The following is a 13,211-nucleotide window of genomic DNA, read 5'->3' as shown; positions in this document are numbered from 1 at the left end:
CTGTTCGTTCCTACAATTCGCCGTGGCCGACGCGGGCGCCGGGGGGTTGGTCGCAAAGCTTCTGGCCCATGGTCACGAACGGCGCGACGAGCCGCAGCCGCTCCTCGACATCAGAGGAGGCGCGGAACAAAGCGCGGTTGGCCATGTTGCCGAGCGTCAGTTGCACGGGGTCGGTCGTGACGATGACGCCACGCGGTTTGAAATCTTCGTCTTCATCCAGGCCCTTCGGCCGGCTTTCAAAGAACATCACAACTTTCTGGCCGGCGCTCCACACACAGGCAAGCGTTCCCTCATCAACCGAAAACGGCCATCCCGCCTCGTTGCCCGCGCGCGTGATCGGCTGCAGCCGCACCTCTTCCGCCGACGGCAAATGGAACATGCCCTGTTCCCCCGCCAGCATCAGCGGCATCGCTACAGCCATTTCGGCCATCATCATCAGTGCGCCACCGCCGCCGCGGCCGCCTCGTCGATCAGGCGGCCGGTGCGGAAGCGTTCGATGGTGAAGGGCGCGTTGATCGGATGCGGATCGTCCTTGGCGATGGTGTGGGCAAAGACATGGCCCGAGCCAGGTGTGGCCTTGAAGCCGCCCGTGCCCCAGCCGCAATTGACATAGAGACCGGGCACCGGCGTCTTGGCCAGGATCGGCGAGCGGTCGGGCGTCACGTCGACGATCCCGCCCCAGGAGCGTAGCATCTTCATGCGCGTGAAGATCGGGAACATCTCGCAGATGGCGTCGAGCGTATGCTGCAATATGTGCAGGCCGCCGGTCTGCGAATAGGAGACGTACTGGTCGGTGCCGGCGCCGATCACCAGTTCGCCCTTGTCGGACTGCGAGATATAGGCGTGCACCGTGTTGGACATCACCACGCAGGGCACGATCGGCTTGATCGGCTCCGACACCAGCGCCTGCAGCGGATAGCTTTCCAGCGGCATGCGCACGCCGGCCATGTTCATGATGACCGAGGAATGGCCCGCGGCGACGACGCCGACCTTCTTGGCGCCGATGAAGCCGCGTGTCGTGTCGACCCCCATGACCGCGCCGTTCGGCGCGCGCTTGACGCCGGTGACCTCGCAATTCTGGATGATATGGACGCCGCGCGCCGAGGCGCCGCGCGCATAGCCCCAGGCAACAGCGTCGTGGCGCGCCGTGCCGCCGCGGCGCTGCAAGGCAGCCCCGACGACCGGGTAGCGTGCGTCCTTCGAGATGTTGAGCGGCGGGCAGAATTCCTTCGCCTGCTCCGGTGTCAGCCACTCATTGTCGATGCCGTTCAGCCGGTTGGCATGGACATGGCGCTTCAGCACCTGGATGTCGTGCACATTATGCGCCAGCATCATGACGCCGCGCGCCGAATACATGACGTTGTAGTTGAGCTCCTGGCTGAGCCCGTCCCACAGCTTCAGCGCGTGGTCGTAAATGCCGGCGCTCTCGTCATAGAGATAGTTGGAGCGGATGATGGTGGTGTTACGGCCGGTGTTGCCGCCGCCCAGCCAGCCCTTTTCCAGCACAGCGACATTGGTGATGCCGTGCACCGTGGCGAGGTAATAGGCGGTGGCCAGGCCGTGGCCGCCGGCGCCGACGATGATGACGTCGTATTCCTTCTTGGGCTCGGGCGAGGACCATTGCTCCTCCCAGCCCTTGTGGCCGCGCATGGCCTCACGGGCGATGGCGAATACCGAATATTTTTTCAACGTCCCAGCCTCGCGCCAACAGATCTCGCGGATTGCAGCCGGGCTTTTGTCAGGCCCGGCGCGCGAGGTGTATCACTAGCGAAACAGCGCTTCCACCCTTGCGCTGTTTGCGACGGCGCTTGCCGTTTTGCGCCACGACGAAAAAGACCCATGCGAGACGTCAAGACATTGGCCGGTTCGGCGGCCTCCGTCGATCAACCGGACGTGAAGGGTTTTTGCCGCCAACAGGCCTGTTCGTCCAAGTGACGCAGCTCGCCGGTCTTGCTTTTTCCACGCGATTTGGCGATTCCGTTTCCTGTCGAAACGGGTCCCGAAACCATGATGCTGATCCGAACCTATGTCGCCGCGAGCGCAATCGAGGGCGTTGGCATGTTCGCCGCCGAACCGATCCGGAAAGGCGCCTCGATCTGGCGGCTCGACCCGGATTTCGACCGGCTGATCCCGATGGACAAATACGAGGCCGCACCCCCGCCTCTCAAGGAGTTGCTCGACCGTTACGCCTATCCGAGCCCTGATCGGCCGGGTTTCATGGTCTATGAGGTCGACAATGGCCGCTTCATGAACCATTCGGCGACGCCGAACACCGACTTTTCGCAGTATGGCGGAGCGACCGCGACGCGCGACATCGCCGCCGGCGAGGAGATCACCTGCGACTACGGCGAATTCTTCGAGGATTTCGAGCGACTGCACCTGGCCACGGCGTAGTCGGCGCCCTATCTCGGCGCTACCGTGGCAATTTGGCAAACGTCCTTCATTTCGACTGTGGACAGAGCGGCCTGATTCTGCTATCAGCCGCCACAATTCGTGGTGTCGACCGCCGCGGAGGCTAGTGGCTATGGCCACTTGCCTGTTGATATCAAACCCGAAAGACAGGATTGCCCGTGCAGGTACTCGTCCGCGACAATAACGTTGATCAGGCGCTTCGCGCGCTCAAGAAGAAGATGCAGCGCGAAGGCATTTTCCGCGAAATGAAGATGCGCGGTCACTACGAGAAGCCTTCCGAGAAGCGCGCCCGCGAAAAGGCAGAGGCCGTCCGCCGCGCTCGCAAGCTGGCCCGCAAGCGCGCTCAGCGCGAAGGCCTGCTGCCGATGACGCCGCGTCCCGTTCCTGCCGGTGGTGCTGCTGGTGCAGCGCGTCCGCCGCGCTGATCATCGCCAATATTTCGTCCTTTTCGAAGGATACCAAGGTGGCGCGATGCGGAATCGCCGCCACCTTTTTGTTTAGAGCGACTCGCGCCCATCCGGGCGCACAAATCACGCTCTGACAGTTTATGACATTGTGACCCGGCCCGGAGGGGGGAACCGGACCTGAACGACGGCGCAAGTGAGGACAGGGCAGACATGAACGCAACGAGCGTGGAGCGCGGGACCGCATTGCGTGGTTTCGCCCTGACAGCGGCCCTGCTTTCCGGATTGGTGCTTGCCGGCTGCCAGACATCGGGCCCGACCGGCGAGTTCAACAACATCGACAAGGCGCAAGGATCGAGCGAGAACATCTCCTCGCTGTCGGCGGTGATCCAGCGCAATCCCCAGGATCCCGAAGGCTACAATGTGCGCGGTTCGGCCTATGGCCGCGGCGGCCAGTACCAGGCGGCGCTCAAGGACTTCAACCAGGCCATCCAGCTCAACCCGAATTTCTACCAGGCCTACTCGAACCGGGCGCTTATCCAGCGCTTCCTCGGCAATCAGGCGGCCGCGCTCGACGACTACAACAAATCGATCCAGATCAACGGCAATTATGATGCCGCCTATATCGGCCGCGGCAATCTCTACCGCAAGGCGGGCCGGACCCAGGATGCCTTCAACGATTTCCAGAAGGCGATCCAGCTCGACACGACCGATGCCCGCGCCTACCACAATCGCGGCCTGATCTATCAGAGCCAGGGCCAGCACAAATTCGCCATCGAGGACTTCTCGACCGCCATCTCGCTGGCGCCGGATGCGGCAGAGCCCTACAACGGCCGTGGTCTCTCCTACCTGGCGACGGGCGACGAGGATAATGCCTTCTCCGACTTCAACATGGCCATCAAGCTCGACAGCAAGAACGCCGAGGCCTGGGCCAATCAGGCGCTGATCTACGAGCGGCGCGGCGACAAGGCCAAGGCGGCGAAATCCTATCGCGAGGCCGTGCGCCTCGACCCCACCTATCAGCCGGCCAAGGATGGTCTGTCGCGTGTCGGCGTCGGCGCCAGCTGACATCGGCTTCGGCAGATCCGGCTAACCATTGCGGCTGTTTGCGTGTCCAAAAGGACACGCCGCGCTGAATATCGTCGCCAATGCGGCAACCCGGCGTTAACCCCCGCGACAAGCCGTCGGCGCTTGCCTTGTTCGCGCCAAGTTTTCGACGGAACGGTCTGGCCATTGAAGCCGTTATTCAATGGCAATTGCGAAAGGACGCTCCCATGATCAAGAAACTCGCCTGTGCCGCTGCCCTCGCCGCGACGGTGTTCGCCGCTGCCCCGGCCAGCGCCGGCAAGCTGCAGCTCGGCACGCTCGACTGCACCATCGACGGCGGCACATCCTTCGTCGTCGGCTCCAACAAGGGCGTGTCCTGCGTCTTCCGCCCCTACCACCACGGGCCGTCGGAGATTTACACCGGCGTCATCTCCAAGCTTGGCGTCGATCTCGGCCAGACGCATCAAGGCCAGCTGATCTGGGCGGTCTTCGCCGCGACCCGCGACCGTGATGCCGGCGACCTTGCCGGCAGCTACTACGGCGTCAACGCCGAGGCGAGCGTCGTCACCGGCGGCGGCGCGAACCTGCTCGTTGGCGGCTTCGACAGCGCCTTCATGCTCGAGCCGCTCAGCGTCCAGGCTCAGACCGGCGTCAATCTCGCCGTGGCTGTGACCTCGCTTCAGCTGATCCACTCGCTCAAGTGATCGCAAGGAGCCAAGCGCTCCTCTCTACCTTGCGGCGCGGAACCATACAGGATGGTTCCGCGCCGTTTGATTTTTCGAGCAATTCCAGGAAAAGTGTGAAACGGTTTTCCGTCTGGAATCGCGTCAAAAAAGATAGAGCGGTTCCGAACCGCTCGGGGAACGCCATGCCGAAGACAGCCATCGCCGCTGCCGTGATTGCATTCGTGCTTGGCGTGGCACCGGCGCAGGCGCAGGACCGCGGCATCGAACTCGGCACCCTTGAATGCGCCATATCAGGCGGCACCGGCTTCATCTTCGGTTCGTCCAAGGACCTCAGCTGCACCTTCACCCCGACCGACAGGACCTTCGCGCCGGAAGCCTATTTCGGCGCCGTCAACAAATACGGCCTCGACATCGGCACGACAAGCCAGGCGGTGATGCAATGGCTGGTGCTGACGCCGCTGAAGAACATCTACGCGCCCGGTGCGCTGGCTGGCGACTATATTGGCGCCAGCGCGGAAGTCACGGCGGCCGTCGGAGCCGGCGCCAATCTTCTGGTCGGCGGCTCTTCGCAGGCTTTCACGCTCCAGCCACTCAGCCTGCAGACCCAGACCGGCGTCAATCTCGCCATCGGCGTCAGCCAGTTCCAGCTGCGCAGCACCGAGAATTGACCTCTTGAAAAACCGCTTGTCCTCAACCGCGGTTGAGGTCCTACAAGCCACCCCGACCGGACCGGCACCTCGATAGGCACGTCATCCGGGACCACGGCCGCGCATGGTCCTGCCGGAAAGCCTTGCTGGCTTCTGGTGCCGTACGCCGTGATCGAGATATGCAAAGCATAGGGTGGATATGACTGAAATCAGCACAAACAGGGTCGACTGGCGTGCATTGTGGGCGAGCGGCGATCTGGCGCGCTTCTGCTTCATCAGCCTTGGCATCCTGCTGCATGCCACCAATGAAACGATGGTGGCCACCGTCATGCCGGCCATGGTCGGCGAACTCGCCGGCGTGCAGCTCGTCGGCTGGTCGCTGGCGATCTACGAACTTGGCGCCATCGTCGCCGGCGCCGCCGCCGGACGGCTGGTGAGCTATGTGGCGCTGCGCACCAACATGGTGGTGGCGGCCCTGCTCTACGCGGCCGGCGCGCTGATCTGCGCCACGTCGCCTTCCATGCAATTGTTCCTCGCCGGCCGCCTGATTGAAGGGCTGGGCGGCGGCGCGCTGGTGTCGCTGGCCTTCGTCTCGGTCGAGCGGCTGTTTTCACGCGCCATCTGGCCCCAGCTTTTCGGCATCATGTCGGCGATCTGGGGCGTCGCCGCCTTCAGCGGCCCGTTGCTGGGCGCGATCATGACCGAGCTTTTGTCGTGGCGCTGGGCCTTCGGCGTCTTCACGTTCGGCGGCACGGCCATGGCTCTGGCCAGCTTCCTCGTGTTGAACACCCCGGAAGCGAAGCGACCCATCGCAGGAGCGGGCAAGGCTCCTCCCTTCCCGTTCGCCGCGCTTGGCTGTCTTGCCGTCGCCGTGGTGCTGATCGCCTCGGCCGGCGTCGATATCGCGCTGCTGCGCTCCTCGCTGCTGATCGTGCTGGGCCTGGCCGGCCTGGCGCTGTTCTTCTACGTCGACGCGCTGAAGCCGCGCTCGCGGCTTTTTCCGGCGCGGCTGTTCTCGTGGCGGACGCCGGTGGGCGCGGGCATGACCATGGTCGCGGCCTTTTCCATCGCGACCTGTTCCTTCGGCGTCTACGGACCGCTGCTCTTGACCAGCCTGCATGACATTCCGCTGCTGACCACCGGCTACATCATCGCCGCTGAATCGATCGCCTGGTCGATCCTGTCGATCCTTGTCGCCAACGCCCCGCCACAGCGCGAGCGGCTGATCATTGTCTGCGGCGCATTGATGATCGCGGCGGGCATCGCCGGCTTCGCCTACACGATACCGCTGGGCTCGATCCCGCTGATCCTGGTCTGCGCCCTGCTGCAAGGCGGCGGCTTCGGCATCGCCTGGCCGTTCCTGACCCGCGTCATAGTCGCCTCCGCCCCGGACGACGAACAGACCATCGCCTCGGCCGCCGTGCCGACCATGCAGCGCATCGGCTATGCCGTGGGCGCGGCTCTCGCCGGCATCGTCGCCAATGCCAGCGGCTTTTCGCAAGGGCTGAACCATGACGCGGCGGCCAATGTCGCGAGCTGGCTGTTTCTGGCCTTCGTCCCGCTTGGCATTCTCGGCTGCCTGGCGGCCTTGCGGGCCTCATCGGCGGCAAACCGGCCGCTGGAGGCCATTGGCTGACGCGGGCTCAATCGAAGGAGATCGGCCTACTCGACCCGCAAACGATAGCCAACGCCGGTCTCGGTGGTGATGTAGCGTGGCTGGTCCGGGGTCTTCTCGATCTTCTGCCTGAGCTGCCTGACATAGACCCTGAGATATTGGACATCGGTCGAGTCCCCCCAGATCTGCTTCAGGATGAAATGATGGGTCAGCACCTTGCCGGCATGCTGCACCAGGATGCGCAATATGTCGTATTCCTTCGGCGAGAGCTTTATCTCCTTGCCCTCGACCTTGACGATGCGCTTGACCAGATCGACGCTGAGGTCGCCGCTCTGGAAAACCGGCTTCTCGCCCTGCTGCTGAAATTTGTGCCGCAGCGCCACGCGGATGCGCGCCACCAGTTCGTTCATGCCGAATGGCTTGGTGACATAGTCGTCGGCGCCGAGTTCCAGCGCGTTGACGATACCGGCCTCATCGGTGCGGCTGGAGAGGATGACGACGGGAATGTCGACGCCCTCGTCACGCCATTTGCGCAGGAGATCGTGCCCGCCCATGCCGGGCAGGCCGAGGTCGAGCAGCACCAGGTCCGGCTTTTCCTGTTCCATCAGCTCGATCGCCACCTTGGCGTTCGGCGCCTCGCTGACCGAATAGCCCTGGCTGCCGAGCCCGACCCGCAGCAGCTTGCGGATCGGCGGCTCGTCATCGACAACCAGTATCCTGACATTCGAGTTGGTCATCACGGCTGATCCATACTGCCTTCTTCGCCACGATTGTCGGCATCGGGCCCCTCCGCCGGCACCGGCATCCTGATGGTGAACGCGGCACCGGGGCGGTCGGTCCGGTTGGCGGCCGAGATCGTGCCACCCATCGATTCGACGAAGCCACGGCAGATCGACAGGCCAAGCCCGGTGCCGGCGCGCACCTGGTCACCCTTGCGCACCCGATAAAAAGTGTCGAAGACGCGTTCCAGGTCCTGCGCCGGGATGCCCGGTCCCTCATCGATGATCTGCACGATGACGGACCCATTGTCTGCCCACCCCTGCACGCGGATCGTCGAGCCGGGCGGCGAATATTTCGACGCATTGTCGAGAAGATTGAACAGAACCTGTTCGAACAGCACGGGATCGAGCTTCAGCATCGGCAGATCGGATGGAATGTCGACCTCGATCTTGTGTTCACTGGTGATCTTGCGGGCGCGGTTGAGCGCCGTGCCGACGATATCGCCGACATAGTGGAGGGCGTAATTCGGCTCCATCGCACCGGATTCGATCTTGGTCATGTCGAGCAGGTTGGCGATGAAGCGATTCAGCCGCTCCGATTCGTCGATCACCGTCGACAGAAGCTCCGCCCGGTCCTGCTCGGGCAGATCGGGCGCGAATTCCTTGAGGGTGCCGGCCGCTCCCATGATGGCTGAGAGCGGCGTTTTCAGATCATGCGAAATCGAGGTCAGCAAAGCCGAGCGCAGCCGGTCGGCTTCGGCCGCGAGCTTGGCCCGATCGACATCGGCGACGAGCTGGATGCGTTCGATCGCCACCGCCGCCTGGTCGGCCAGCGCATCGAGCAGGCGCTGTTGCTCGGGCGTCAGCAGCGGGCCTTGCTTGTCATTGTCGAGGCCGACGACACCGATCGCGGTGCGCCCCGTGCGCAAGGGAAGGTAGAGGCGCTTGGCGCCGGGCAACGTGTCGGCGCCGCGCCCGGCGGCGCGGTTGTGCTCCCATGCCCAGCGGGCCGCGGCAATGTCGGCCTCCGCCAGCGTGTCGTCGGGCGGATAGCCGGCCTTGACGGTGATCGAGCCGTCTTCCGGCAGCAGCAGCACCACGCGCAGCTTCAGCATCGAGGCGATCTGGAAGGCGGTGGCCCACAGCACATCGTCGAGCGTGCCGGCGCCGGCGAGCTTCTTGGAGAAGAGATAGATATCTTCCGTCGCCCGCGCCCGTGAGCGGGCGGCGACCGCCTGGCGCTGCACGCGCGCCGTCAGGTTGGAGGCGATGACGGCTACGACCAGGAACACGCCAAGCGCGACAATGCTCTCCGGATCCCGGATCGTCAGCGTATAGCGTGGCTCGAGGAAGAAATAGTTGAAGGCAAGGGCGCTGGCGACACAGGCATAGAGAGCCGGCCAGAGACCGCCGGTCACCGCCGATGTCAGCACCCCGATGAGGAAGATGATGGCGAGGTTGCGAACGTCGAGAAACTGGTCGAGCAGGGCGGCGAAGGCGAGCGAGCCGGCGACAAACCCCGTAGCCTTGAGATAGGGCCATATCTGGAATTGCCATTGCTCGTCGGCCGCCCTGACGCTTCTCGAACTAGCCTCGGCATCCCGCTCGGTTCCCGAAATGACGTGGACGCTGATGTCGCCGGCATTGCGGATCAGGTCATAGGTAAGCGAGCCCTCGATCAGCTCGCGCCAACGCGACCGCGTCGGCCTCCCGACCACGATATGGGTGAAATTGTTCGCCGTCGCATGGCGCACAATATCCTGCGCGACATTCTGGCCGGGAATGGTCGTCACCTCGGCGCCGAGTTGCTCGGCAAGGCGCAGGAGCGTGGCGAGCCGGTCCTTGTCTTCCTCGGACATGCCGGCCGAGCGAGGCGTATCGACATGAAGCGCCGTCCATGGCGCGCGAAGCCGGTCGGCCAGCCTGCGTGCGTAGCGAATGCGGGCCGCGCCGCCCGGTCTTGCGTCGACGCAGACGAGCACCCTCTCGCCCGCGGCCCAGGGGCCCTGGATGGCATGGGACTGCATGTGATTGAGCAATTGCTCGTCGACGCGCTGGGCCGTGCGGCGCAGCGCCAGTTCCCGCAGTGCCGTCAGATTGCCTGACGAGAAATAATTCTCGATGGCGCGCTGCGCGGTGTTGGGAAAATAGACCTTGCCCTCCTCCAGCCGCTTGATCAGGTCGTCGGGCGTCAGATCGATGATTTCGACATCATCGGCCTGGTCGATGATGGAATCGGGAACCGTTTCACGCACCCTGACCCGCGTGATCTGCGCCACGACGTCATTCAGGCTTTCGACATGCTGGATGTTGAGCGTCGTATACACGTCGATGCCTCGCGCCAGGATCTCCTGGACGTCGAGATAGCGCTTGGGGTGACGGCTGCCCGGAGCATTGGTGTGGGCGAGTTCGTCGACGAGAACCAGCGCCGGACGCCGGGCCAGGATGGCGTCGATATCCATCTCCTCGAGGATGCGCCCCTTGTAGTCGACCTTGCGGCGGGGAATGACTTCATACCCCTCGACCAGGGCCTGGGTTTCCCTGCGGCCATGCGTCTCGACGATGCCGATCACCACATCGATGCCGTCGGTCAGCCTGGCGCGGCCCGACATCAGCATTTCGTAGGTCTTGCCGACACCGGGCGCGGCACCGAGGAATATCCGCAGACGGCCGCGCCCCTCCCGCTCGGCATGCTCGAGCAGCGCGTCGGGGGAAGGTCTGTTTTCGCTGCTTCTTTCTTCCGGCATCAAGAACCGATCATGAATGGCGCCGGGGATGCTGTCGATCCCCGGTGCCGGCCATCACTTATTTCGCCGCATCCAGCGCCATGTTGAGCGCCAGCACATTGACCGCCGGCTCTCCCATGAAACCGAGTTCCCTTGCCTCGACCTGGCCGTCGACAAGCGCCTTGACCTTGGCCTCGTCGAGGCCCCTGGCCTTGGCCACGCGCGGCACCTGGAAATAGGCGGCCAGCGGGCTGATCTGCGGATCGAGGCCGCTGCCGGACGTCGTCACCAGGTCCATCGGCACGGGCTGGTTCGGATTCTCCGCCTTCAGCTTCTCGGCATCACCCTTGATGCGCTCGATCAGCTTCGGGTTGGTGGGGCCGAGATTGGAACCGCTGGAGGCGCCGGCATCATAGCCGTTGCCAGCGGCCGAAGGCCTGCCATGGAAATATTTGTCGCTGGCGAAGGCCTGTCCGATCAGCTCGGAGCCGATGACCTTGCCGTCCCTCTCGATCAGGCTGCCATTGGCCTGTCGCGGGAACAGCGCCTGGGCGATGCCGGTCATGCCCAGGGGATAGACCAGGCCGGTCAGCACGGTGAAGAAGACGATCATGATGATCGCGGGTCTGATTTGCTTGAGCATCGGAATGATCCTTATGCGAGGCCAAGGGCCGTGACGGCCATGTCGATTATCTTGATGCCGACGAACGGCACGATGATGCCGCCAAGGCCGTAGACGAGAAGGTTGCGGCTGAGCAGCGCTCCGGCGCCGATCGCCCGGTATTTGACGCCGCGCAGCGACAGCGGGATCAGCGCGATGATGATCAGCGCGTTGAAGATGATGGCTGACAGGATGGCACTCTGCGGCGTTGCCAGATGCATGATGTTGAGCGCCTGCAGCGGGCCGGTCGTCTGGCCGGGCGCGACGTAGAAGACGGCGAACATGGCCGGGATGATGGCGAAATACTTGGCCACGTCGTTGGCGATCGAGAAGGTGGTCAGCGAGCCGCGCGTCATCAGCAGCGCCTTGCCGATCTCGACGATCTCGATCAGCTTGGTCGGATCGCTGTCGAGGTCGACCATGTTGCCGGCTTCGCGCGCCGCCACCGTGCCGGTGTTCATGGCGACGCCGACATCGGCCTGCGCCAGCGCCGGCGCGTCATTGGTGCCGTCGCCGCACATGGCAACCAGCTTGCCCTTGGCCTGCTCGTCCCGGATCAGCTTCAGCTTGTCCTCTGGCGTCGCCTGGGCAAGGAAATCGTCGACGCCGGCCTCCGCCGCGATTGCCGCCGCCGTCATCGGGTTGTCGCCGGTGATCATCACCGTGCGGATGCCCATCTTGCGCAGCTCGGCGAAACGCTCGCGGATGCCGCCCTTGACGATGTCCTTGAGGTGCACGATGCCGAGCAGGCGCCCGTCCCGCTCGACCGCCAGCGGCGTGCCGCCGGACTTGGCGACCTCGTCGGCGATCGCCTGCAGATCCCTGATCGTGTCGCTGTTCGGCCGCGTCGCGTGGCTGGCTGACGACGACTGGTTGACATGGGCAAGCACGGAATCGACCGCGCCCTTGCGAACCGAGGAGCCATCGATGTCGACGCCGCTCATCCGGGTCTGCGCGGTGAAGGGCACGAAGGTGGCGTGCAAGGTCGCCATGTCGCGGGCGCGGATGGCGTATTTCTCCTTGGCCAGCACGACGATCGAACGGCCTTCCGGCGTCTCGTCGGCGAGCGAGGCAAGCTGCGCGGCGTCGGCCAGTTCCTGTTCGGTGACACCCTTGACCGGGCGGAATTCCGTCGCCTGGCGGTTGCCGAGCGTGATCGTGCCGGTCTTGTCGAGCAGCAGCGTGTCGACGTCGCCGGCGGCCTCCACGGCACGGCCAGACATGGCGAGCACATTGAAGCGCACCAGCCGGTCCATGCCGGCAATGCCGATGGCCGACAACAGCGCACCGATTGTGGTCGGGATCAGGGTGACGAACAGGGCAACGAGCACGGTCACCGAGATGTAGCCGCCGGAATAGGAGGCAAAGCTCGGAATCGTCGCCGTGGCCAGAACGAAGATCAGCGTCATGCCGACCAGCAGGATGTTGAGCGCGATCTCGTTCGGTGTCTTCTGGCGCTCGGCACCTTCGACCAGCGAGATCATGCGGTCGAGGAAAGTGTGGCCGGCTGCGGCGGTGATGCGCACGCGGATCCAGTCGGACAGCACCTGCGTGCCGCCGGTTACCGCTGAGCGGTCGCCGCCGGATTCGCGGATGACCGGCGCGGACTCGCCGGTTATCGCCGCCTCGTTGACCGAGGCGACGCCTTCCACCACTTCGCCGTCGGACGGGATGATGTCTGCGGCCTCGACCAGGACAATGTCGCCGACCTTCAGGCTGGTGCCGGGCACCAGCCTGAACTTGGCGCGGTCCTCGCCGGCCAGAAGCTTGGCCTGGGTCTCGGTGCGTGCCTTGCGCAGCGAATCCGCCTGGGCCTTGCCGCGCCCCTCGGCGACGGCTTCGGCGAAATTGGCGAACAGCACCGTGAACCACAGCCAGATGATGATCTGCAATGTAAAGCGCAGATCGCCGCCGCCGATGATGAGATCCCTGATGAACAACACCGATGTCAGCGCCGAGACGACGGCGACGACGAACATCACCGGATTGCGAGCCAGCGTGCGCGGGTCGAGCTTGCGGAAGGCACCGCCAATGGCGGGCCAGAGAATGCCGGCATCCATGATGCTGGCCGATTTTGTGTGACTCATTTTGAAGCTCCGGCTTCAGTGTTGGTGGGCGGCACCGGTCGGTTGGATGCCGAAAAGGGTGGGCCGTAGACCAGCAGCCAGATCACGATCATGACCGCCGCAATGCCCAGGAATGTGGACACGGTCGGGAAGGGAGGAGGCTTCGCCTCCCCCTCGCTGCCGGCTGGCGGCCGGGTCCTGCGGCGCATGGTGTTGAACCAGGGCATG

13 protein-coding genes are annotated in these 13,211 nt (G+C 64.3%); 6 read left to right on the top strand and 7 right to left on the bottom strand.

Annotated elements, in window-relative coordinates:
• Window positions 1-10: 10 nt before the first annotated feature.
• Entirely contained in the window at window positions 11-433 is a 423-nt protein-coding gene (locus tag EB815_RS09905; protein WP_056577940.1) for a hypothetical protein, read from the bottom strand.
• Between the two features lie 2 nt (window positions 434-435).
• Entirely contained in the window at window positions 436-1,689 is a 1,254-nt protein-coding gene (locus EB815_RS09900; RefSeq protein ID WP_056577670.1) for a sarcosine oxidase subunit beta, read from the bottom strand.
• A gap of 318 nt (window positions 1,690-2,007) precedes the next feature.
• Between EB815_RS09900 and EB815_RS09895 the strand changes: the two genes are divergently transcribed.
• The 6 genes from EB815_RS09895 (at window position 2,008) to EB815_RS09870 (ending at window position 6,832) form a co-directional block, all read left to right on the top strand.
• Window positions 2,008-2,394 carry an SET domain-containing protein gene (locus EB815_RS09895; RefSeq protein ID WP_056577942.1) on the top strand — a complete coding sequence of 129 codons (387 nt, stop codon included), beginning with the start codon at window positions 2,008-2,010 and terminating at the stop codon, window positions 2,392-2,394.
• 176 nt (window positions 2,395-2,570) lie between these two features.
• On the top strand, window positions 2,571-2,837 hold the full coding sequence (gene rpsU / locus EB815_RS09890; protein WP_027056687.1) for a 30S ribosomal protein S21: 267 nt from the start codon (window positions 2,571-2,573) through the stop codon (window positions 2,835-2,837).
• A gap of 192 nt (window positions 2,838-3,029) precedes the next feature.
• The gene (locus tag EB815_RS09885) at window positions 3,030-3,884 is read left to right on the top strand and encodes a tetratricopeptide repeat protein (protein ID WP_056577672.1); all 855 of its coding nucleotides are present in this window, start codon (window positions 3,030-3,032) and stop codon (window positions 3,882-3,884) included.
• Window positions 3,885-4,090: 206 nt separating this feature from the next.
• Window positions 4,091-4,567, top strand: a complete 477-nt coding sequence (locus EB815_RS09880) for a DUF992 domain-containing protein (RefSeq protein WP_056577674.1) — start codon at window positions 4,091-4,093, stop codon at window positions 4,565-4,567.
• A gap of 164 nt (window positions 4,568-4,731) precedes the next feature.
• The gene (locus EB815_RS09875) at window positions 4,732-5,217 is read left to right on the top strand and encodes a DUF992 domain-containing protein (RefSeq protein WP_056577678.1); all 486 of its coding nucleotides are present in this window, start codon (window positions 4,732-4,734) and stop codon (window positions 5,215-5,217) included.
• Between the two features lie 178 nt (window positions 5,218-5,395).
• Window positions 5,396-6,832, top strand: coding sequence for an MFS transporter (locus tag EB815_RS09870; protein WP_056577680.1), 1,437 nt, complete (start codon window positions 5,396-5,398; stop codon window positions 6,830-6,832).
• Between the two features lie 26 nt (window positions 6,833-6,858).
• Here the strand turns inward: EB815_RS09870 and EB815_RS09865 are convergent, their stop codons facing one another.
• From EB815_RS09865 to EB815_RS09845, 5 genes are read right to left on the bottom strand one after another with little or no spacing between them, the layout of a single operon-like run.
• Complete coding sequence (locus tag EB815_RS09865) at window positions 6,859-7,548, bottom strand: response regulator transcription factor (RefSeq protein ID WP_056577682.1); 690 nt, start codon at window positions 7,546-7,548, stop codon at window positions 6,859-6,861.
• Window positions 7,548-10,277, bottom strand: coding sequence for a sensor histidine kinase (locus tag EB815_RS09860; RefSeq protein ID WP_056577683.1), 2,730 nt, complete (start codon window positions 10,275-10,277; stop codon window positions 7,548-7,550). The genes EB815_RS09865 and EB815_RS09860 overlap by 1 nt, the downstream gene beginning before the upstream one ends.
• A gap of 58 nt (window positions 10,278-10,335) precedes the next feature.
• Window positions 10,336-10,899, bottom strand: coding sequence for a potassium-transporting ATPase subunit KdpC (gene kdpC, locus EB815_RS09855; protein ID WP_056577685.1), 564 nt, complete (start codon window positions 10,897-10,899; stop codon window positions 10,336-10,338).
• A gap of 11 nt (window positions 10,900-10,910) precedes the next feature.
• Entirely contained in the window at window positions 10,911-13,004 is a 2,094-nt protein-coding gene (kdpB, locus tag EB815_RS09850) for a potassium-transporting ATPase subunit KdpB (protein ID WP_056577687.1), read from the bottom strand.
• A complete protein-coding gene (locus EB815_RS09845; RefSeq protein WP_056577689.1) occupies window positions 13,001-13,210 on the bottom strand; it encodes a hypothetical protein in 210 nt (69 codons plus the stop codon). Before EB815_RS09845 ends, kdpB begins: the two co-directional genes overlap by 4 nt.
• Window position 13,211: the final 1 nt, after the last annotated feature.

It is taken from the genome of Mesorhizobium loti, assembly GCF_013170705.1.
GTDB classification, from domain to species: domain Bacteria; phylum Pseudomonadota; class Alphaproteobacteria; order Rhizobiales; family Rhizobiaceae; genus Mesorhizobium; species Mesorhizobium loti_D.
Note: the sequence above shows the minus strand (reverse complement) of the source record. Positions and strands in the feature narration are given on the sequence as shown.